Here is an 18,456-nt window from a genome sequence, read left to right as displayed (position 1 = left end):
CATTCATATGGAAGCATCCGACAGGGAGGCGAAATGACCAGAAGAGCCAAGCCCGAGAACGACATTCATGGGTCACCGGAGCCGGCAAACGCCTCTGAGCCAACAGCGAAGGCGACGGACCGGGGCGATCCATTCGCGGCCGGACCGGCTGAGGATGCCGCAGCGGTCATCGCCAGGCTCGAGACTGACAATGCCGCGCTGAAGGATCGATTGCTGCGGGCCCTCGCTGAAACCGAGAATGTCCGCCGCCGGGCCGAGCGTGACCTGAACGATGCACGCCAATATGCCATCGCGAAATTTGCCGGCGACATGCTGGCGGTGGCCGACAATATCGAGCGCGCGATCGCCAATGTGCCGGCGCAAGCCCGTGAAGGCGACGAGGCGGTCAGGACGCTGATCGAAGGGGTGGAGCTCACGGAAAAAGAGCTGCTGCGTGCCCTGGAAAGACATGGTGTCAGGAAGCTCGATCCCCTGGGAGAGCGCTTCGATCCCAATTTCCACGAAGCCATGTTCGAGGTGCCCGATCCCTCGGTGCCGAGCGGCACCGTCAGCAAGGTCGTCGACGCCGGGTATTCGATCGGAGCGCGCTCCTTGCGCCCGGCCAGGGTCGGCGTTTCCAGCGGCGGACCGAGGCAGCCGGCGGAACCCGGAGCCGGAAGGCAGCCCTGACGGCCTGGCCGGCTCTGCCTGAGGACAGTTTGTCCGGCGTCGAACGGACAGGTTGTCCCAATGGGCTGAAACCTTTCCGATAAGTCTTTGATATTGCTGCGCATCCAGTCTGGCACGTCTGTTGCTGTCGCATCAGGACCAGCGTCTGCGAAGGGCGCCCACTGACGGGACATCATGGCATCGCATTCGACGATATCCGGCCGTTCGCCACCAGGCGGCCAATCCGCTGCCTGAGACGCCCAGGCAGCGTCAACGACGAGAAACGCAGAACACACAGTCCAAAATTCAATAACAGGGAGCACCTTCATGGCAACGATCATCGGAATCGACCTGGGAACGACCAATTCATGCGTTGCAGTCATGGATGGCAAGAACACGCGTATCATCGAGAATGCCGAGGGCGCGAGGACCACGCCGTCGATCGTCGCATTTACCGGCGATGGCGAGCGTCTCGTCGGGCAGCCGGCCAGGCGGCAGGCGGTGACCAACCCGACCAACACGATCTTTGCGGTCAAGCGCCTGATCGGCCGACGCTATGACGATCCGACCGTGGAGAAGGACAAGGCGCTGGTCCCCTACAAGATCGTCAAGGCGGCCAATGGCGATGCCTGGGTGGAGGCCCAGGGCAAGGCCTATTCGCCCTCGCAGATCTCGGCCTTCATCCTGCAGAAGATGAAGGAGACCGCCGAGGCCAATCTCGGCGAGAAGGTCACGCAGGCCGTCATCACGGTTCCCGCCTATTTCAACGATGCGCAGCGGCAGGCAACCAAGGATGCCGGTAAGATTGCGGGGCTTGAGGTGCTGCGCATCATCAACGAGCCGACGGCCGCGGCGCTTGCCTACGGGCTCGACAAGAAGAAGCAGGCCAAGATTGCCGTCTACGATCTGGGTGGCGGCACGTTCGACATCTCCATCCTCGACATCGGCGACGGGGTCTTCGAGGTGAAGTCGACCAATGGCGACACCTTCCTCGGCGGCGAGGACTTCGACATGCGCCTGGTGAACTACCTGGCCGACGAGTTCCAGCGCGAGCAGGGCATCGACCTGAGAAAGGACAAGCTGGCCCTGCAGCGGTTGAAGGAGGCGGCGGAGAAGGCCAAGATCGAGCTCTCCACCATCACCCAGACGGAAATCAACCTGCCCTACATCACGGCCGATGCCAGCGGCCCCAAGCATTTCCAGATCAAGCTGACGCGGGCGAAATTCGAGTCCCTGGTCGAGGACCTGGTGCAGCGAACCATCGAGCCGTGCCTCAATGCGCTGAAGGATGCGGGGCTGGCGGCCAAGGACATCGACGAGGTCGTGCTGGTCGGCGGCATGACCCGGATGCCGAAGATCCAGGAGATCGTGCGCAAGATCTTCGACAAGGAGCCGCATAAGGGCGTCAATCCCGACGAGGTCGTCGCGGTCGGTGCCGCAATCCAGGCCGGCGTGCTGCAGGGTGACGTCAAGGACGTCCTGCTTCTCGACGTCACGCCCCTCTCGCTCGGGCTGGAAACGCTGGGCGGCGTCTTTACGCGCCTCATCGAACGCAACACCACCGTTCCGGCCAAGAAGAGCCAGGTATTCTCGACCGCAGAGGACAATCAGAACGCCGTCACCATCCGTGTCTTCCAGGGCGAACGCGAGATGGCGGCCGACAACAAATTGCTTGGCCAGTTCGACCTGATGGGCATCGCGCCGGCTCCGCGCGGCGTGCCCCAGATCGACGTGACCTTCGATATCGACGCCAACGGCATCGTCAATGTTTCCGCCAAGGACAAGGGGACCGGCAAGGAGCAGCGCATCCAGATCCAGGCGTCCGGCGGCCTCTCCGAAGCCGACATCGAGCGGATGGTCAAGGATGCCGAAGCCCATGCCGCCGAGGACAAGAAGCGCAGGGAGACCGTGGAAGCGAGGAATAGCGCGGAGGCCCTTCTGCATGCGACCGAGAAGGCGGTTGCCGAGCATGGCGGCAAGGTAGCCGAGGCGGATCGCCGGGCGATCGAGAATGCCATGGCCGATCTGCACGAGGCGGCGAAAGGCGAGGATGCAGCCGCGATCACCGCCAAGGCGGCCGCCTTGCAGCAACTCTCGCAGAAACTGGCGGAGGCGGCCTATGCGCAGCCGCAGCCGGGCGCATCGCCCGATACGACTTCTCATGCCGGCGGAGACGATGTGGTCGATGCCGAATTCAGCGAAGTAGACGACAATGATGCAAAGAAATCGGGTTGATCCGACGGCAGGTATGCAGGCCGATCCTGCCGTGAAAGGCATTTTGCTCGCCAGGCGAAGCCTGCCTGACTGGCCGGTGAAAATGCTCTAGCATCGAGGGCCTGCGCCGGGCCGAGTCCCGGCGTTTCCAGCATCGAACGGAGGCGCGATGGGGCGCCTCCTGAAACCCGTGAGCCGTCAAACCGCAAAACGCCGTGGACATGCTATCGGAGTAAGTTGTGAGAAATCCTTACGAGGTTCTGGGTGTTGCCCCAGCGGCATCGTCGGCCGAAATCCAGAGCGCCTATCGCAAGCTTGCGAAGAAACTGCATCCGGATCTCAATCCCGGCGACAAGAGCGCCGAGGAGAAGTTCAAGGAAGTCGCGGGCGCCTACGACCTGCTCAGCGACGCCGACAAGCGCAAGCGCTTCGACAATGGCGAGATCGACGCGAGCGGTGCGGAACGCCCGCCCCAGCATTTCTACCGCGAATATGCGGGCGCCGATCACGACCATCCCTATGCCGATGCCTCCGGTTTTGCCGACTTCATGGACGGGGAGGACGCGTTTGCCGAGCTGCTGAGGCGCGGCCAGCGGGCGCGTGCCAACCGGCGCGGCCAGGATCTGCACTATCGGCTGCCGATCGAGTTCGTCGAGTCGGTCATGGGAGCGAACAAGCGCCTCACCCTGCCGGACGGTGGTACGCTCGATGTGAAGATTCCGCCCGGCCTGGTCGATGGACAGACCCTGCGCCTGAAGGGCAAGGGCGCGCCGGGCGCCGGTACGGGCGGTCCCGGCGATGCCTTGATCGAGGTGGAAGTCCTGCCGGATAAGCGCTTCACGCGCGAGGGCGACGACATCACGCTGGAATTGCCGATTTCGCTGTCGGAGGCCGTGCTCGGGGGGCGGGTGCGTGTTCCCACCCCGAGCGGCGATGTAACGATGTCCGTGCCGAAAGGGGCGAACACCGGCACGACCCTGCGTCTCAAGGGCAAGGGGGCGCCGCGTCGGGGGGGAGGACAGGGCGACCAGTTCGTCAGGCTCAAGATCGTCCTTCCCAAAGGGCCCGATCCGGAACTCGAAGCCTTTGTTTCGAACTGGAAGGGCAAGGACTTCAATCCCCGCGAGGATAGAGCATCATGAGCATGAACAAGCAGCAATTTCTGGCGAGTTCCGGCATCCAGGTGCAGACGCTCGAACTCTGGCTCGAGCAGCGCTGGCTCATTCCCCGGCAGACGCAGGCGGGGGTGCAATTCACCGAGATCGACATTGCACGCGCGCGCCTGATCCAGGATTTGAAGAACGATATCGGGGCCAATGACGAGGGTATCGACGTTATCCTGCATCTGATGGATCAGCTCCATGGGCTGCGCCAGGCCCTGGCGCAGCTGCGTGGAGATCTGCAGGAGCGTTCCTAGCTAGAGGCAGGGGGAGAGTGGCATGAACGAAAGCCCAATGGCGTCCGAACCGGGGATCGATGTCCTCATCCTGCAGGCCCTGGTGCGCAAGCTCCTGGCCAAGGGCCTTCTTTCCGCCGACGATGTACGCGCCTTGCTGTTCGAGGCAGCGACCCGCCTCGACATTGACGGCAGCCAGCAGACGCCCCAGGCCGCCCGGGAGATGGTGGAAGAGAGTTTGGCGCCCGCATTTCTGGGGGGCTGACGGTTCCTCATGTCTGGCCAGGGTGCGGTTGGGAAGGAGTATTGATGTCCGAGGATCCCGCTCACGATACTGCCGGCCCTGCCGCGGATCCACAATTCGGGCCGTGGCTGGCCCAGGCTTCGATCCTGGTCGTCGACGACGAACCGGGCATGCGCAATTTCCTGGTCAAGATCCTGGGGCCGCGCTGCAGGCTGATCGCCGAAGCCGCGGACACCAAACAGGCGTCCCAGAAACTCGACCAGCAGCATTTCGACGTGGTCATTCTCGACAATATCATGCCGGGACAGAACGGCCTGGATTGGCTTGCCGAACAGCGAGCCGTCGGCTTCTTTGCCGATGTCATCCTGATGACGGCTTATGCCGATCTGGACACCGCGATCGGTGCCTTGCGGGCCGGCGCCGTCGATTTCGTGCTCAAGCCATTCCGCTCCAACCAGCTTCTCAACGCGGTTGCTCGCTGCCTCGACCGGATCAGGTTGCAGCGCGAGAACGACGTCCTGCACCATGAGCTGAAATCGCCAGGCCATCAGATCTTCCTGCGCAACAAGCTGCTCGGTGACTCCAGGGCGATCCAGAATGTGCGGCAGACCATCGCACGCGTTGCGCCCTTGCCGACATCGGTCCTGTTGACCGGCAAGTCGGGAACCGGAAAGGAAGTCGCGGCGCGCTCGCTTCACTCGCTTTCCGGTCGTTCAGACAAGCTTTTCGTGCCCATCAATTGCGGTGCCATCCCGGCGGACATGATCGAAAGCGAATTGTTCGGCCATCTGAAAGGGGCCTTCACCGGTGCGGGCAGGGCGCGGGAGGGGCTTTTCATGCATGCCCAGGGCGGCACGGTGTTCCTCGATGAAATCGGCGACCTGCCCTTTTCGCTGCAGACCAAGCTGCTGCGCGTCCTGGAAGATCGACGTGTCAGGCCGGTCGGTTCGGAACGCGAGGTTCCCTTCGACGCCCGCTTCATCTTTGCCACCAATGCCGATCTTCCCAAGCGCGTCGAGGCCGGCAGTTTTCGCGCCGATCTCTTCTTCCGTATCAATGTCGTGCAGATCCATCTGCCGCCGCTGAAGGATCGCGGCGATGACGTGCAGGAACTCGCGGCCTTGTTCATGCGCGAATTCGCCCAGCAGCTCGGCATGCCTCCCGTCGCCATCGACGACAGGGTACGCGCTGCGCTGGCACGCTATGACTGGCCGGGAAACATCCGGGAACTTCGCAACCTGATCGAACGAACGGTGATCCTCGGCGGTTTTCCTGAGGATATCGAACGCATTGCCAGTGACGGCGATGACGACAGGGGCGGCCAGAGCCTGGCCGAGGTGGAACGGCGCCACATCCTGTCGGTCCTGCGTGAAGTCAAGGGCGATCGCGAGGAGGCTGCCCGCCGCCTCGGCATCTCGCGCAAGACCATCGATCGCAAATGCGTCAGCTGGAATGTCTAGGGACCAAGCCCCGAGAGCCCGAAGAAGAAGATCGGTACGCTATCGCCTGCTTGCGATCGCGCTCGTGCCCATGCTCGTGATCCTGCCATTGCTGCTGGGCATCAGCCTCTATCGCTGGAATGCCCGGTTCGATGCCATGGCAATCTCCAAGGTCAATGACGACTTGACGATTGCCCATCAGTATATGGCCCGTATTCTCGAAAATACGGATTCCCGGCTGGCGTCGGTGAGTGAATCGGCGCGTTTCCAGAACCTGCTTCAGCAAAACGGTTATCCGAACGCGGCGTTTACTTCGCTTCTCAAGGAGATCGCACAGGCGCGCCAGTTTGATTTCCTCTATATCGTCGACGACAATGGCCGGATACTCGCGAGCGCTTATGCCACGGCATCGTCCTCCGTGCGTTCGAGCTGGCCGATCATCCGTTCGGCCCTCGAAGGGCACTCGAAGACGGCCGTCGATGTTTTCGAGGCCGAAGAGCTTGGTGCCTTCTCCCCCGATCTCGCCGCACGAGCGCGTATCGAGATCGTGCCCACCCTCGGCAGTACCGCCGCCACGCCCTCCCAGGAAAGCCGCGGCCTGGTGCTCCACTCGGCCACGGCCTTGACATTGCCGGATAGTCGGCGGGCAGCCCTGGTCGGCGGCACGCTGCTCAACCAGAATCTTGCCTTCGTCGATACGATCAACGACCTGATCTACCATGAGGCCGGCCTGCCCGAGGGGAGCCAGGGCACGGCCACGCTGTTCCTGGGGGATATTCGCATCAGCACCAATGTGCGTTTGTTCGAAGGACAGCGTGCAATCGGAACCCGTGTTTCGGAAGTCGTGCGCAATGCCGTGCTCGACCAGGGGCGGACATGGCGCGACAGCGCCTTCGTCGTCAGCGACTGGTTCATCTCTGCCTATGAGCCCATCATCGACAGCTACGGCCGGCGGGTCGGCATGCTCTATGTGGGTTTTCTGCAAAAACCGTTCACACAGGCCAAATATGAGACCTTGCTGACGCTTGCCGGGGCGTTCCTGCTGGCGGTGGCGGCAACGGTTCCCCTGTTCCTGATCTGGGCAACCAATATTTTCAGGCCTTTGGAGCGGATGACGGGCGCGATCTCCCGTGTTGAAGCCGGCGACCTGTCCGCGCGAACCGGTCATGTGAAGACGAAGGACGAGATCGGCGAGGTGGCTTTTCACCTCGATCATCTCCTCGATTTGCTCCAGCAACGCGATGCACAGCTGCGTCACTGGAACGACGAGCTCAATCGCCGTGTCGAGGAACGTGCCCACCAACTGCACCAGGCCACCATGCAGCTGGAAAACACCACCAAGCAGCTCGTGATGTCGGAGAAGCTTGCGGCGATCGGGGAGATCAGCGCGGGCATTGCCCATGAAATCAACAATCCGATCGCCGTGATGCAGGGCAATCTCGAGGTGATCCGCGAGCTGATGGGCGCCGAAGCTGAAAAGGCCAAGGTGGAGTTCCGCCTCATCGACCAGCAGATGGCGCGCATCAGCGAAATCATCACCAAGCTGCTGCAATTTGCCAAGCCCCAGGAATATGCCGGCTATACCGAGCATTATGCCGTCGCCGCCATCGTTTCCGACACACTGCCGCTCGTTCAGCATCTCATCAGGAAGACGACGATCACCCTGGAGCGGGAGGATCGCGCGTCCCGCCTGATCGCGATGAACCGCACCGAATTGCAGCAGGTCCTGGTCAACCTGCTCGTGAACGCTATTCATGCCATGCCGCATGGCGGGCGCCTTCTCCTACGCAACCATGACAGCGACATGGATGGCTGGGCGGGGGTGGCCATCGAGGTTGCGGACACCGGCGCCGGTATTTCGGCGGAGGTGATCGAAAGGGTGTTCGACCCGTTCTTTACCACCAAGACGCGCGAGGGCACCGGACTTGGCCTCTCGATCAGCCAGATGCTGGTGACGCGGCAGGGTGGCAGGATTTCCGTATCGAGCGAGCCGGGCAGGGGCACGACATTCCTCGTCTGGCTGCCGGAAGCCGGTTGATGCCGCCTCGATGATGCGGACATTTTGTCCGTTGCCTCTTCGACATAGTGTCCGTCGCCGGTGGACGCGAAGTTCTATCTGATTGATTTCGCTTTCTTTTCAAATTGGCACGCCTGTTGCTCCTATGGCTGGGCAGCCGTGCCGGCGCGCCGAGGGGCATGCGAACGGATCGTGGAGGATCGAGGTCATGGGGAGGATGCCGCGCTACGATATCGGGGGGCCTGCGGCCTTCATGCTCGCGCCCCGTCGAACAACAGGTGTGTCGGTTTCCACCGCTCTCGTTTCGACCAGTTGTCTCTGCCTTGAAGGATGGCTCGATGAACGTTGATAAATATACCGATCGCGCCAGTGGCTTCATCCAGTCGGCGCAATTCCTCGCTTCGCGTGAGGGCAATCCGCAACTGACCCCTCTTCACGTGCTGAAAGTCCTGCTCGACGACAAGGAAGGCCTCGTTTCGGGACTGATCGACCGAGCTGGCGGCAATTCGCGCGCGATCCTGCAGGCGACCGAAGACGCTCTGGCAAAATTGCCGAAGGTCTCCGGTACGGGGTCAGGACAGGTCCATCTGGCCCCTGAGACGGCGCGCCTCCTTGCTGCCGCGCAGAGCACGGCGGAAAAGGCCGGCGACAGTTTCGTGACGGTTGAACGCTTGTTGCAGGCGCTTGTCGCGGACAAGAGCGGCGAGGCGGGCAAACTGCTCGTCGAGGGCGGTGTCGACCCCCGCAACCTCGGCGCGGCCGTGGACGCACTGCGCAAGGGCCGTACCGCCGACAGCGCGTCGGCCGAGAATGCCTATGACGCCCTGAAGAAATATGCCCGCGACCTGACCAGAGCAGCACGGGACGGCAAGCTCGACCCGGTGATCGGCCGCGACGAGGAAATCCGCCGCACCATCCAGGTGCTGTCGCGACGCACCAAGAACAACCCGGTCCTGATCGGCGAGCCCGGGGTCGGCAAGACGGCGATCGTCGAATGCCTGGCGCTGCGCATCGTCAACGGCGACGTGCCCGAGAGCCTGCAGGACAAGAAGCTGCTTGCGCTCGACCTCGGTGCCCTGATTGCCGGCGCGAAATATCGCGGGGAGTTCGAGGAGCGGCTCAAGGCGGTGCTGCAGGAGGTGACGAGCGCCGAGGGCGGCATCATCCTGTTCATCGACGAGATGCATACCTTGATCGGGGCCGGCAAGACCGACGGTGCCATGGATGCCTCCAACCTGCTCAAGCCGGCTCTGGCGCGCGGCGAGCTGCATTGCGTGGGTGCGACCACGCTCGACGAATATCGCAAGCATGTGGAGAAGGACGCCGCGCTGGCGCGGCGCTTCCAGCCCGTTTTCGTTTCCGAGCCGACGGTCGAGGACACGATTTCGATTCTGCGTGGCCTGAAGGAAAAATACGAGCTTCATCATGGCGTAAGGATCGCCGACTCGGCTTTGGTCGCGGCAGCCACGCTGTCGAACCGCTACATCACCGATCGCTTCCTGCCGGACAAGGCCATCGATCTCATCGACGAGGCTTCGGCCCGCTTGAAGATGCAGGTGGATTCCAAGCCGGAAGAGCTGGACTCGCTCGATCGCGAGATCGTTCGTCTGAAGATCGAGCAGGAAGCGCTCAAGAAGGAGACGGATGCCGGCTCCAGGAGCCGGCTGCAGACGCTCGACAAGGACCTTGTCGAGCTCGAAAAGAAGTCGGCCGACCTGACCTCGCAATGGCAGGCCGAAAAGAGCAAGCTCTCCGACGCGCAGAAGATGAAGAGCGAGCTGGAACAATTGCGCACGGAACTTGCCAATGCCCAGCGCAAGGGCGAGTTCCAGCGGGCGGGCGAACTCACCTATGGCCGGATTCCGGAGTTGGAGAAGAAGCTGGCCACCGTCGAGGCCAGCGAGAATTCGTCGATCAGCGAAACCGTGACCGCCGACGACATCGCGCAGGTGGTCTCGCGCTGGACGGGCGTGCCCGTCGACAAGATGCTGGAGGGCGAGAAGGACAAGCTGCTCCATATGGAAGAGATGCTGGGCAAGCGTGTCGTCGGGCAGGCGCAGGCCGTGCGGGCCGTCTCGACGGCCGTCCGGCGCGCGAGGGCCGGGCTGCAGGATCCCAACCGCCCCATCGGGAGCTTCATGTTCCTGGGGCCGACCGGTGTCGGCAAGACCGAACTCGCCAAGGCGCTCGCGGAGTTTCTGTTCGACGACGAAACCGCGATGATCCGCATCGACATGTCCGAATATATGGAGAAGCATTCGGTGAGCCGCCTCATTGGGGCGCCTCCGGGCTATGTCGGCTATGACGAGGGCGGCGCGCTGACCGAAGCCGTGCGGCGCCGGCCCTACCAGGTCGTGCTGTTCGACGAGATCGAGAAAGCCCATCCCGACGTCTTCAACGTCCTCCTGCAGGTGCTGGACGACGGCCGGCTGACGGACGGGCAGGGCCGCACCGTCGATTTCCGCAACACCCTGATCATCATGACCTCGAACATCGGCGCGGAGTTTCTGGTGAACCAGGCCGAAGGCGAGAAGACGAGCGCCGTGCGTGAACAGGTGATGGCGATGGTGCGGGCGCATTTCCGTCCCGAGTTTCTCAACCGGGTCGATGCCATCATCCTGTTCCACCGCCTGCAGAAGAGCGAAATGGGACGGATCGTCGAGATTCAGTTTGCCCGCCTGCGCAAGCTCCTGGATGATCGCAAGATCGATCTGCTGCTTGATGCCAAGGGGCGGAACTGGCTGGCTTACAAGGGATGGGACCCTGCCTATGGCGCCCGACCGCTGAAGCGGGCGATCCAGCGCTACGTCCAGGATCCGCTTGCCGAGATGATCCTGGCGGGCGAGGTCGGCGACGATATGAAGGTGAAGATCTCCGCCGGCAAGAAGAGCCTCACCTTCAATGGCAAGACTCCGGAAATCGTGGACGAGGATGAGTTCGAGGCGGCCTGAAGCTCCCCAATGTCATCCGATCGATAGCTGTATTGCGTATGGGACCAACAAAGGAGAAGGTGTGATGAAAGAGCAGATCAAGCCAAATATGGACGTGATCGGAGCCGATGGCGTGCATGTCGGGACGGTGGATCGCGTCGTGGGCGATCGTATCGAGCTCAAATTGAGCGACAGCTTCGGAGCGCATCGAGGACACCACCACTATATCGAGCTCGGTTTCGTGGCTGGGGTCGAAGGCGAGAAAGTCAGGTTGTCCGCCAATGCCGACATTGCCGTGACCCTCGAAGAAGAGCAGTCCGGGCGTCCCGTCGATTTGGGCTGAAGCCCATCAGCCGCCGGATGGATAGCCGTATGGAGTCGAGTTTGCCCTCTATCGTTTCGCAGCCTGTCGTAGCCTCCCTGACGGGCAGTGCGATATTTCTGGTGGTGACGGTCCAGCCTGGCGCGGAGGCGGAGGCGGCGATCCGGGCGTTGTGCGCGGATCTGTCGGGTCTGTTGCGGGCGGTGGGGTTCCGGGACCTGGAGGGGCGGCTGTCCTGCGTGATGGGCCTGGGCTCGCAGATGTGGGACCGTCTGTTCGGGGCGCCCCGGCCGAAGGAACTGCATCCCTTCCGCGAGATCCATGGTGTGCATCATGCGGTGTCGACGCCGGGGGACATCCTGTTTCACATCCGCGCCCGGCGCATGGATCTTTGCTTCGAACTGGCGGCGCAGATCATGGCGCGGATCGGGGAGGCGGCGGCCAATGTGGACGAGGTGCACGGCTTCAAATATTTCGACGACCGCGACCTGATCGGCTTTGTCGACGGCACCGAGAACCCGGTCGAGCAGGCGGCGGTGGATGCCACCCTGATCGGCGAGGAGGATGCGGCCTTTGCCGGCGGCAGCTATGTGATCGTGCAGAAATACCTGCATGACCTGGCGGGCTGGAACCGGCTGCCGGTGGAGATGCAGGAGAAGATCATCGGGCGTGCCAAGCTGTCGGACATCGAGCAGGAGGATGCGCTCAAGGCGCCCTATGCCCACAATGTCCTGACCTCGATCGAGGAGAATGGCGAGGCGGTGGAGATCCTGCGCGACAACATGCCGTTCGGGGATGCGGGCAAGGGCGAGTTCGGCACCTATTTCATCGGCTATGCCCGTTCGCCCCGCCGGATCGAGCAGATGCTGGAGAACATGTTCATCGGCCGCCCGCCGGGCAATTACGACCGGCTGCTGGATTTCAGCCGGGCGGTGACGGGTTCGCTGTTCTTCGTGCCCTCGGCGACGTTCCTGGACGATGTGGCGGCCGCTGCCGGCGCACCGGCAGCGGGCGAGGCGGCCCCGCCGGAGCCCGAGCCGGCACAGAATCCCGGTTCACGACCGTCCGGCGGCGATGGTTCGCTCGGCATTGGATCGCTCAAGAGGAAGGCAGACCATGAATAATCTCCATCGGGAGCTGGCACCGATCTCCGAGGCTGCGTGGGGGCAGATCGAGGAAGAGGCGGCGCGCACCCTCAAGCGTCATCTGGCGGCGCGGCGGGTGGTCGACCTCGAGGGCCCGCAAGGCCTGGCGGCCTCGGCGGTGGGAACCGGGCATGTGCGCCCGCTTGCCGGGTCTGGCGAGGGCATCGAGGCGGTGCAGCGGGAGGTGCAGGCGCTGGTCGAGCTGCGCGTGGGCTTCGAGCTAGCCCGCTCGGCGATCGACGATGTGGAGCGGGGGGCGCTCGACTCGGACTGGTCGCCGCTGAAGGAGGCGGCGCGCAAGCTGGCCTTTGCCGAGGATCGGGCGGTGTTCGACGGCTTTGCCGCGGCCGGGATCGGGGGCATCCGCCCGGGTCTCAGCAACCCGGCGCTGACGCTGCCGGCCCAGGTGAAGGCCTATCCGGATTTGGTGGCGCAGGCGGTGAGCCAGTTGCGGCTGGCGGGTGTGGAGGGCCCCTATGCGCTGGTGCTGGGGGGCGATGCCTATACGGCGGCGGCCGGGGGGCAGCGATGACGGCTATCCGGTGTTCCACCATGTCGAGCGCCTGGTGGACGGGCCGGTGATCTGGGCCCCGGCGATCGAGGGCGGGCTGGTGCTGACGACACGGGGCGGGGATTTCGAACTCTGCGTGGGCCAGGACATCTCCATCGGCTATGCCAGCCATTCGGCAACGGCGGTACAGCTCTATTTCCAGGAAAGCCTGACCTTCCGCCTGCTCACGGCCGAAGCCGCCGTCGCCCTCCTGCACGCCAAGAAATAGCATGGCGCCGGCAGAAGGCGCGCTCCATGCCGGACGGGGCTTCAGCTTCTCAAGCGCTCGCCCCCTGGGTCGAAGGCAGGCTCGGCGAGGATGCGCGCCTTGCGCGAGGTGCCCAATATGGCCACCGTCACGACATCGCCGGGCTGGGCCAGATCGGCCTTGACGTAGGCAAGGGCCAATGACTGGCCGACCCAATAGCCATAGCTGCCGGAGGAAACCTGTCCGAGCGGGGTGCCGTCCGGCAGGAAGACGGGCTCGCCGCCGGTGGCGTCGGCATCCTCGGTCTCGATGGCCAGCGTGACGAGCCGATCGCGCGCCGGGTTGCCGGCGATGGCCGCATAGGCATCGCGATTGAGGAACTCGCCCTTGTCCAGCTTGATCAGGCGGGCGAGACCGGATTCCTGGGGCCAATATTCGGGTGAGTATTCCCGGCCCCAGCTGCCATAGCCCTTCTCGATACGCAGAGACGTCATCGCCCTCGCACCGACAGGGCCGGCGCCGAGTTCCTTTCCGGCCGCGAGCAAAGCGCGATAGAGCGCTTCCTGGTCACCGGTCCGGCAGTGAAGCTCCCAGCCGAGGTCACCCGTGAAGGAAACCCGCAGGGCCACCACCTCGATGCCGGCTGGATTGAGATGGCGTGCCTGCATGAAGGGGAAGGAGCCGTTGGAAAGGTCTTCGAAGGTCAGGCCCTGCAGGAGTGCCCGCGCCTTGGGGCCGGCGACGCTGAACCCGCACAGGGACTGCGTCATCGAGCGGAACAGCGTTCCCTCCGGCAGCGGCACCGCATTGAAGAAGCGCTGGTGATAGCGTTCCGCCATGCCGGAACCGAAGACCATGTAGGAATCATCGGCGAGCTTGGCGACCGTGAAGTCGCCGGCAACGCCGCCTCGCCGACCGACCAGGGGGGTGAGACGGATCTGGCCGGTCCGGTTCGGCATGCGATTGGCGAACAAAGCGTCGAGCCACGCCTGAGCACCCGGACCGGTGACTTGGTATTTGGCGAAATTGGAGATGTCGATGATGCCCGCATGCTCGCGCAGCATGCGCGCTTCCCGTCCCACCGGTTCCCACCAGTTCTGGCGCGTGAAACCGGCGGTCTCCTCCCGGGGCTCGCCCTCGGCGGCGAACCAGAGCGGATGCTCCCAGCCGAAATTCAGGCCGAAAACCGCGCCCATGCTCTGCTGCATCGCATAGGCGGGGCGCGTGCGCACCGGCCGGCCGGCGCTGCGCTCCTCATTGGGAAAGTGGATCTTGAAGCGATGACCGTATTGGTCGCGCACCCGGGCCTTGGTGAAGGCCTTGTCGGCCCAGGAGCCGAAGCGCGCGAGGTCCCAGGCGAACATGTCGAGGGAGGGTTCGCCCTCGATCATCCATTCGGCCGCGAGCTTGCCCATGCCGCCCGACTGGGAGAAGCCTGGGATGATGCCGTTGCAGCAGAAATAGTTCTTCATTTCCGGCACCGGGCCGAACAGCACGGCGCTGTCGGGTGACCAGATCATCGGGCCGTTGATCACGCGGCGGATGCCGGTCGAGCCGAGCACCGGTACGCGCTCGATCGCCCGCATCATATTGTCCTCGATGCGGTTGAGGTCGTCGGGAAACAGCTCATGGCCGAAATTGGCGGGTGTCTCATCCTCGGCCCAGAACCGCATGTCGCGCTCATAGGCGCCGACCAGCAAGCCCAAGCCTTCCTGGCGCAGATAATATTCGCCGTCTCGATCGGCGACCGAGGGCAGGCGCCGATCGAGCGCGGCGATCTCGGGGATGGTCTGGGTGACGAAATACTGGTGCTCGGTCGGCATCAGCGGCAGGGTCAGCCCGGCCATGGCGGCGACCTCGCGGGCCCACAGGCCGGCGGCGTTGACGACCCATTGGGTGCGGATATCGCCCTTCGGCGTGCGCACGATCCAGCTGCCATCGGGCTGGGCCTCGGTGCCCGTCACCGGCGTGAAGCGGTGGATTTCGGCGCCGCGCCGGCGAGCCCCGGCGGCATAGGCGGCCGTCACCCCTGATGGGTCGACATTGCCGCCTTCGGGCTCGAACATGATGCAGCGTATGCCCGAGAAATCCACGAGCGGATGCAGTTTTTCGGCTTCGTTGCGCGAGACTTCATAGAAGTTCATGCCATAGCGGCGCGCCTTGGCCTCCTGCAGCCGCAGCTGGTGCTCGCGCTCGACGGTCTGGGCCAGGTAGAGAGAGCCGGGCTGGAAGATGCCGCAGCCCTGGCCGGTCTCGGCCTCGAGCTCCTTGTAGAGCGCCATGGTGTAGTGCTGCAGGCGGCTGATATTGGTGGAATCGTGCAGGCCGTGAATGTTGGCGGCCGCATGCCAGGTCGATCCCGAGGTCAGTTCGTCCCGCTCCAGCAGGACGATGTCGGTCCAGCCGAGCTTGGCGAGGTGATAAAGGATCGAACAACCGATCAAACCGCCGCCGATGACGACGGCCTGGGCATGGCTACGCATGGAACGAACTTCCCGATGAACACTCATCCGGCGATGATCGGCTGCCCTTGGAAGGTCCGTGGCAGGGCGATCGCCTGACCGCCCAAGTCTAGGCAGCGGTGGGCAGGGCCGGTAGGCGGCCTTCCGGGCAAAAACACCGGGTTCGGCGAAGAATGACCAAATAAAACGAGGTCATTGGCCTCGCGATCTTCGCTTGTTGCCGAACCTGTCAGACCTAGGATCAGCTCGGGGAAGTCTATCGCTGGATCATCTCAGGCCATGTCGGCCCTGGCGCGGGCCAGGATCCATTCCTTCACGATCTTCACCACGCTGCCCTTGGATGAGGCATTGTCGGAAAGATAATAGCCCCAGGGGCTGGGCGGGCGCACGGCGAAGGGTTCGGCCAGGAGCCCTCTCTTCAGGAAGGGCCGGGCGAGCGAAAGTTGCACGGCGACGCAGCCCGCGCCCGCCGCCGCCAGCTCCAGGGCGATGTTGGAGGAGTTGGTGCTGAGATATTTCTCGTGGTCCGAGGTCTCGATGCCGAGGGCCGTGCCCATGCATTGCCAGTATTCCTGCCGGCTGTGCACGAAGATCCAGCCTTGCCGGAGGATGTCGGCGGGGGAGCGGATCGCATTCGGCCCCGACAGGAACTGCGGTGCGCAGAGCAGAGCGAGGCTCTCGTCCCACAGGGCGAGCGCCGCTGGCGGCTTGTTGTCGAAACGCCGCGCCGCGATGGTGAGATCGGCGGCCGGCTCGCTGGGATCCTCCCAGATCGTGCCATGCAGCACCACTTCGATATCCGGATGCCTGGCATGGAAGGCGGCGATGCAGCCCGCGAGCCAGTTGGTGGCCAGCGTCGCCGGGCAGGAAATCACCACCGTGCGATTCCTGACAGAGGCGAGGATGGCTTCTGTGGCGTGGTCGATCTGGTCGAGCGCCTGCCTGAGCGTCGGCAGGAAGGCCTCGCCCATTTCCGTCAGCTTCAGGCTGCGTGGATAGCGCACGAACAATTGCCGGCCGATATAATGTTCGAGCGCCCGCACATGGGTGCTGATAGCGGCCTGGGTATAGCCCAGTTCCTTGGCCGCCTCGGTAAAGCTCAGATGGCGAGCCGAGCATTCGAAGGAGCGGATGTAGTTGAGCGGAGGAGGGGGCTTCATGGCAGCTCTTGATGTTTGCCGGAAGCTAGTCCGACTGCCTTGGCCGGTTCAATGCCGTTTTTCGCCATGACATCATTTTTTTTGGGCAATGCCGCCAAACTAATCGCGTGAAAGGCTCGTCCCGCCGCACCTATCATGCCGAGTTGTCGGATGAATAAAACAGGGTGGGCGTAGCGGGTATGACACAGGACAGGCGTAGCGGGGGGCGCCGATCGAGAAGCATGCGGGGCGGGGGCATTCCCCAGCTGCCCTGGCAGCGCGTGTCGAATCCCTATTCACCCATGCAGATGCTGGATGAAGAGCGCATGGAGGTGCTGCATCGCAGTTCGATGCGCATCCTCTCCGAGCTCGGCATCCGGGTGATGAGCACACGGGCGATGGATCTGTTCGAAAAGGCCGGCGCGATCGTCGATCGCGAAAGCCAGACCATCCGTATCGACGAGACGCTGGTGAAGGAGGCGCTCCGCACCGCTCCGCGCCGCTTTACCCTGACCGGCCGCAATCCCGACAAGCAGCTCGAGATCGGCGGCAATGCGCTGGTCTTCGGCCTGGTAGCCGGGCCGCCCAACGTGCATGACCGCATCAATGGCAGGCGAGCAGGCAATCTAGCCGACTATGAGAACTTCACCCGCCTGGCGCATTATTTCAACGCCATCCATATCCTGGGCAACCAGGTCTGCGCGCCGATCGAACTGCCGGCCAATTCGCGCCATCTCGACACCTACAAGGCCAACCTCTCTCTCAGCGACCTCAGCTTTCACTGCAGCGCCATCGGGCGCGGCCGGGCCATGGACGCCATCAACATGATGGCGATCGGCCGCGGCATCACGCTGGAGGAGATGCGCGCTTCGCCCGGCGTCATCACCATCATCTCCGTCAACTCGCCGCGTCTCTTCGACGACGCCATGGCGGACGGCCTGATGGCCATGGCCGAGCATGGCCAGCCGGTAACGGTCACCCCCTTCACGCTGATGGGCGCGATGACGCCGGTGACCCTGGCGGCTGCCCTGTGCCAGCAGAACGCCGAGGCCCTGTTCGGCGTGGTGCTGACGCAGCTCGTCAATCCGGGCACGCCGGTGATGTACGGGGCCTTCACCTCCAATGTCGACATGCGTTCGGGTGCGCCGGCCTTCGGCACGCCCGAGAACACCAAGGCCAACATCATCGCCGGCCAGCTCGCGCGGCGCTATGGCCTGCCCTACCGCACTTCCAATGCCAACGCCTCCAATGCTGTTGATCTTCAGGCCGCCTATGAGACGGAGATGGCGACCTGGGGCGCCGTCCTGGGCGGGGCCAACCTGATCTATCACGCCGCCGGCTGGCTGGAGGGCGGCCTCACGGCGTCCTATGAAAAGCTCGTCCTCGACGTCGAGATCCTCCAGAACATGATGGAGTTCCTGCGACCCATGCCGTTCGAGGAGGACGATCTGGGCTTCGAGGCGATCAAGGCCGTGCCGGCCGGCGGGCATTTCTTCGGCAGCGAACACACGATGTCGCGCTACGAAACCGCCTTCTATCAGCCGATGCTCTCCAATTGGCAGAACTATGGCAGCTGGCAGGAGGCAGGGGCGCGTGACGCGCTTGAGCGGGCGACCGGCCTCTGGCAGCAGGCCTTGCGGGAATATCAGGAGCCCGCTTTGGACGAGGCCGTTCGCGAGGAGCTCGAGGCCTATATCACGCGCCGGCGCACGGAGATCGGCGCCGGGGAACCCTGAAGGGAT

At 63.7% G+C, this 18,456-nt stretch carries 13 protein-coding genes and 1 pseudogene; 12 read left to right on the top strand and 2 right to left on the bottom strand.

The genetic code is table 11. From position 1 onward, the window contains the following. Window positions 1-33 precede the first annotated feature (33 nt). From grpE to ABXS05_RS15255, 11 genes and pseudogenes are all read left to right on the top strand, one after another. A complete protein-coding gene (gene grpE, locus ABXS05_RS15305; protein ID WP_367624501.1) occupies window positions 34-669 on the top strand; it encodes a nucleotide exchange factor GrpE in 636 nt (211 codons plus the stop codon). A 306-nt stretch (window positions 670-975) separates the two neighbouring features. Next, window positions 976-2,883, top strand: coding sequence for a molecular chaperone DnaK (gene dnaK / locus ABXS05_RS15300; protein ID WP_367624500.1), 1,908 nt, complete (start codon window positions 976-978; stop codon window positions 2,881-2,883). A gap of 218 nt (window positions 2,884-3,101) precedes the next feature. Then, the gene (locus tag ABXS05_RS15295; RefSeq protein WP_367624499.1) at window positions 3,102-4,004 is read left to right on the top strand and encodes a DnaJ C-terminal domain-containing protein; all 903 of its coding nucleotides are present in this window, start codon (window positions 3,102-3,104) and stop codon (window positions 4,002-4,004) included. 2 nt (window positions 4,005-4,006) lie between these two features. Continuing rightward, on the top strand, window positions 4,007-4,279 hold the full coding sequence (locus tag ABXS05_RS15290) for a chaperone modulator CbpM (protein ID WP_376717785.1): 273 nt from the start codon (window positions 4,007-4,009) through the stop codon (window positions 4,277-4,279). Between the two features lie 22 nt (window positions 4,280-4,301). Beyond that, window positions 4,302-4,523, top strand: coding sequence for a hypothetical protein (locus ABXS05_RS15285; protein ID WP_311944331.1), 222 nt, complete (start codon window positions 4,302-4,304; stop codon window positions 4,521-4,523). Between the two features lie 44 nt (window positions 4,524-4,567). Next, entirely contained in the window at window positions 4,568-5,962 is a 1,395-nt protein-coding gene (locus ABXS05_RS15280) for a sigma-54-dependent transcriptional regulator (RefSeq protein ID WP_367624498.1), read from the top strand. Next, window positions 5,955-7,979, top strand: coding sequence for a sensor histidine kinase (locus ABXS05_RS15275; protein WP_437178669.1), 2,025 nt, complete (start codon window positions 5,955-5,957; stop codon window positions 7,977-7,979). Before ABXS05_RS15280 ends, ABXS05_RS15275 begins: the two co-directional genes overlap by 8 nt. A 317-nt stretch (window positions 7,980-8,296) precedes the next feature. Beyond that, window positions 8,297-10,909, top strand: coding sequence for an ATP-dependent chaperone ClpB (clpB, locus tag ABXS05_RS15270; protein WP_367624497.1), 2,613 nt, complete (start codon window positions 8,297-8,299; stop codon window positions 10,907-10,909). A 64-nt stretch (window positions 10,910-10,973) separates the two neighbouring features. Further along, window positions 10,974-11,231 (top strand): DUF2171 domain-containing protein, encoded by a 258-nt coding sequence (locus ABXS05_RS15265; protein WP_367624496.1) that lies wholly within the window; start codon window positions 10,974-10,976, stop codon window positions 11,229-11,231. 29 nt (window positions 11,232-11,260) lie between these two features. Next, window positions 11,261-12,334 (top strand): Dyp-type peroxidase, encoded by a 1,074-nt coding sequence (locus tag ABXS05_RS15260; RefSeq protein ID WP_367624495.1) that lies wholly within the window; start codon window positions 11,261-11,263, stop codon window positions 12,332-12,334. Further along, window positions 12,327-13,134 (top strand): annotated as a pseudogene (locus ABXS05_RS15255) (family 1 encapsulin nanocompartment shell protein). Before ABXS05_RS15260 ends, ABXS05_RS15255 begins: the two are co-directional and overlap by 8 nt. 41 nt (window positions 13,135-13,175) lie before the next feature. On the opposite strand, the gene ABXS05_RS15250 reads toward ABXS05_RS15255, so the two are convergent. Together ABXS05_RS15250 and ABXS05_RS15245 are read right to left on the bottom strand one after the other, a co-directional pair. Beyond that, a complete protein-coding gene (locus ABXS05_RS15250) occupies window positions 13,176-15,596 on the bottom strand; it encodes a GcvT family protein (protein ID WP_367624494.1) in 2,421 nt (806 codons plus the stop codon). A 251-nt stretch (window positions 15,597-15,847) separates the two neighbouring features. Beyond that, window positions 15,848-16,735, bottom strand: a complete 888-nt coding sequence (locus ABXS05_RS15245) for a LysR substrate-binding domain-containing protein (RefSeq protein ID WP_367624493.1) — start codon at window positions 16,733-16,735, stop codon at window positions 15,848-15,850. Window positions 16,736-16,914: 179 nt separating this feature from the next. Between ABXS05_RS15245 and ABXS05_RS15240 the strand changes: the two genes are divergently transcribed. Beyond that, window positions 16,915-18,450 (top strand): trimethylamine methyltransferase family protein, encoded by a 1,536-nt coding sequence (locus ABXS05_RS15240; protein ID WP_367624492.1) that lies wholly within the window; start codon window positions 16,915-16,917, stop codon window positions 18,448-18,450. Window positions 18,451-18,456 lie beyond the last annotated feature (6 nt).

It is taken from the genome of Labrys neptuniae (assembly GCF_040797145.1).
Taxonomy (GTDB): domain Bacteria; phylum Pseudomonadota; class Alphaproteobacteria; order Rhizobiales; family Labraceae; genus Labrys; species Labrys neptuniae.
This window is presented reverse-complemented; position numbering and strand designations above follow the sequence as displayed.

Coding starts and splice junctions, on each gene's coding strand:
- grpE (WP_367624501.1), top strand. CDS start 34: ATGACCAGAAGAGCCAAGCCCGAGAACGACATTCATGGGTCACCGGAG.
- dnaK (WP_367624500.1), top strand. CDS start 976: ATGGCAACGATCATCGGAATCGACCTGGGAACGACCAATTCATGCGTT.
- ABXS05_RS15290 (WP_376717785.1), top strand. CDS start 4,007: ATGAACAAGCAGCAATTTCTGGCGAGTTCCGGCATCCAGGTGCAGACG.
- ABXS05_RS15285 (WP_311944331.1), top strand. CDS start 4,302: ATGAACGAAAGCCCAATGGCGTCCGAACCGGGGATCGATGTCCTCATC.
- ABXS05_RS15280 (WP_367624498.1), top strand. CDS start 4,568: ATGTCCGAGGATCCCGCTCACGATACTGCCGGCCCTGCCGCGGATCCA.
- ABXS05_RS15275 (WP_437178669.1), top strand. CDS start 5,955: ATGTCTAGGGACCAAGCCCCGAGAGCCCGAAGAAGAAGATCGGTACGC.
- clpB (WP_367624497.1), top strand. CDS start 8,297: ATGAACGTTGATAAATATACCGATCGCGCCAGTGGCTTCATCCAGTCG.
- ABXS05_RS15265 (WP_367624496.1), top strand. CDS start 10,974: ATGAAAGAGCAGATCAAGCCAAATATGGACGTGATCGGAGCCGATGGC.
- ABXS05_RS15260 (WP_367624495.1), top strand. CDS start 11,261: ATGGAGTCGAGTTTGCCCTCTATCGTTTCGCAGCCTGTCGTAGCCTCC.
- ABXS05_RS15250 (WP_367624494.1), bottom strand. CDS start 15,596: ATGCGTAGCCATGCCCAGGCCGTCGTCATCGGCGGCGGTTTGATCGGT.
- ABXS05_RS15245 (WP_367624493.1), bottom strand. CDS start 16,735: ATGAAGCCCCCTCCTCCGCTCAACTACATCCGCTCCTTCGAATGCTCG.
- ABXS05_RS15240 (WP_367624492.1), top strand. CDS start 16,915: ATGACACAGGACAGGCGTAGCGGGGGGCGCCGATCGAGAAGCATGCGG.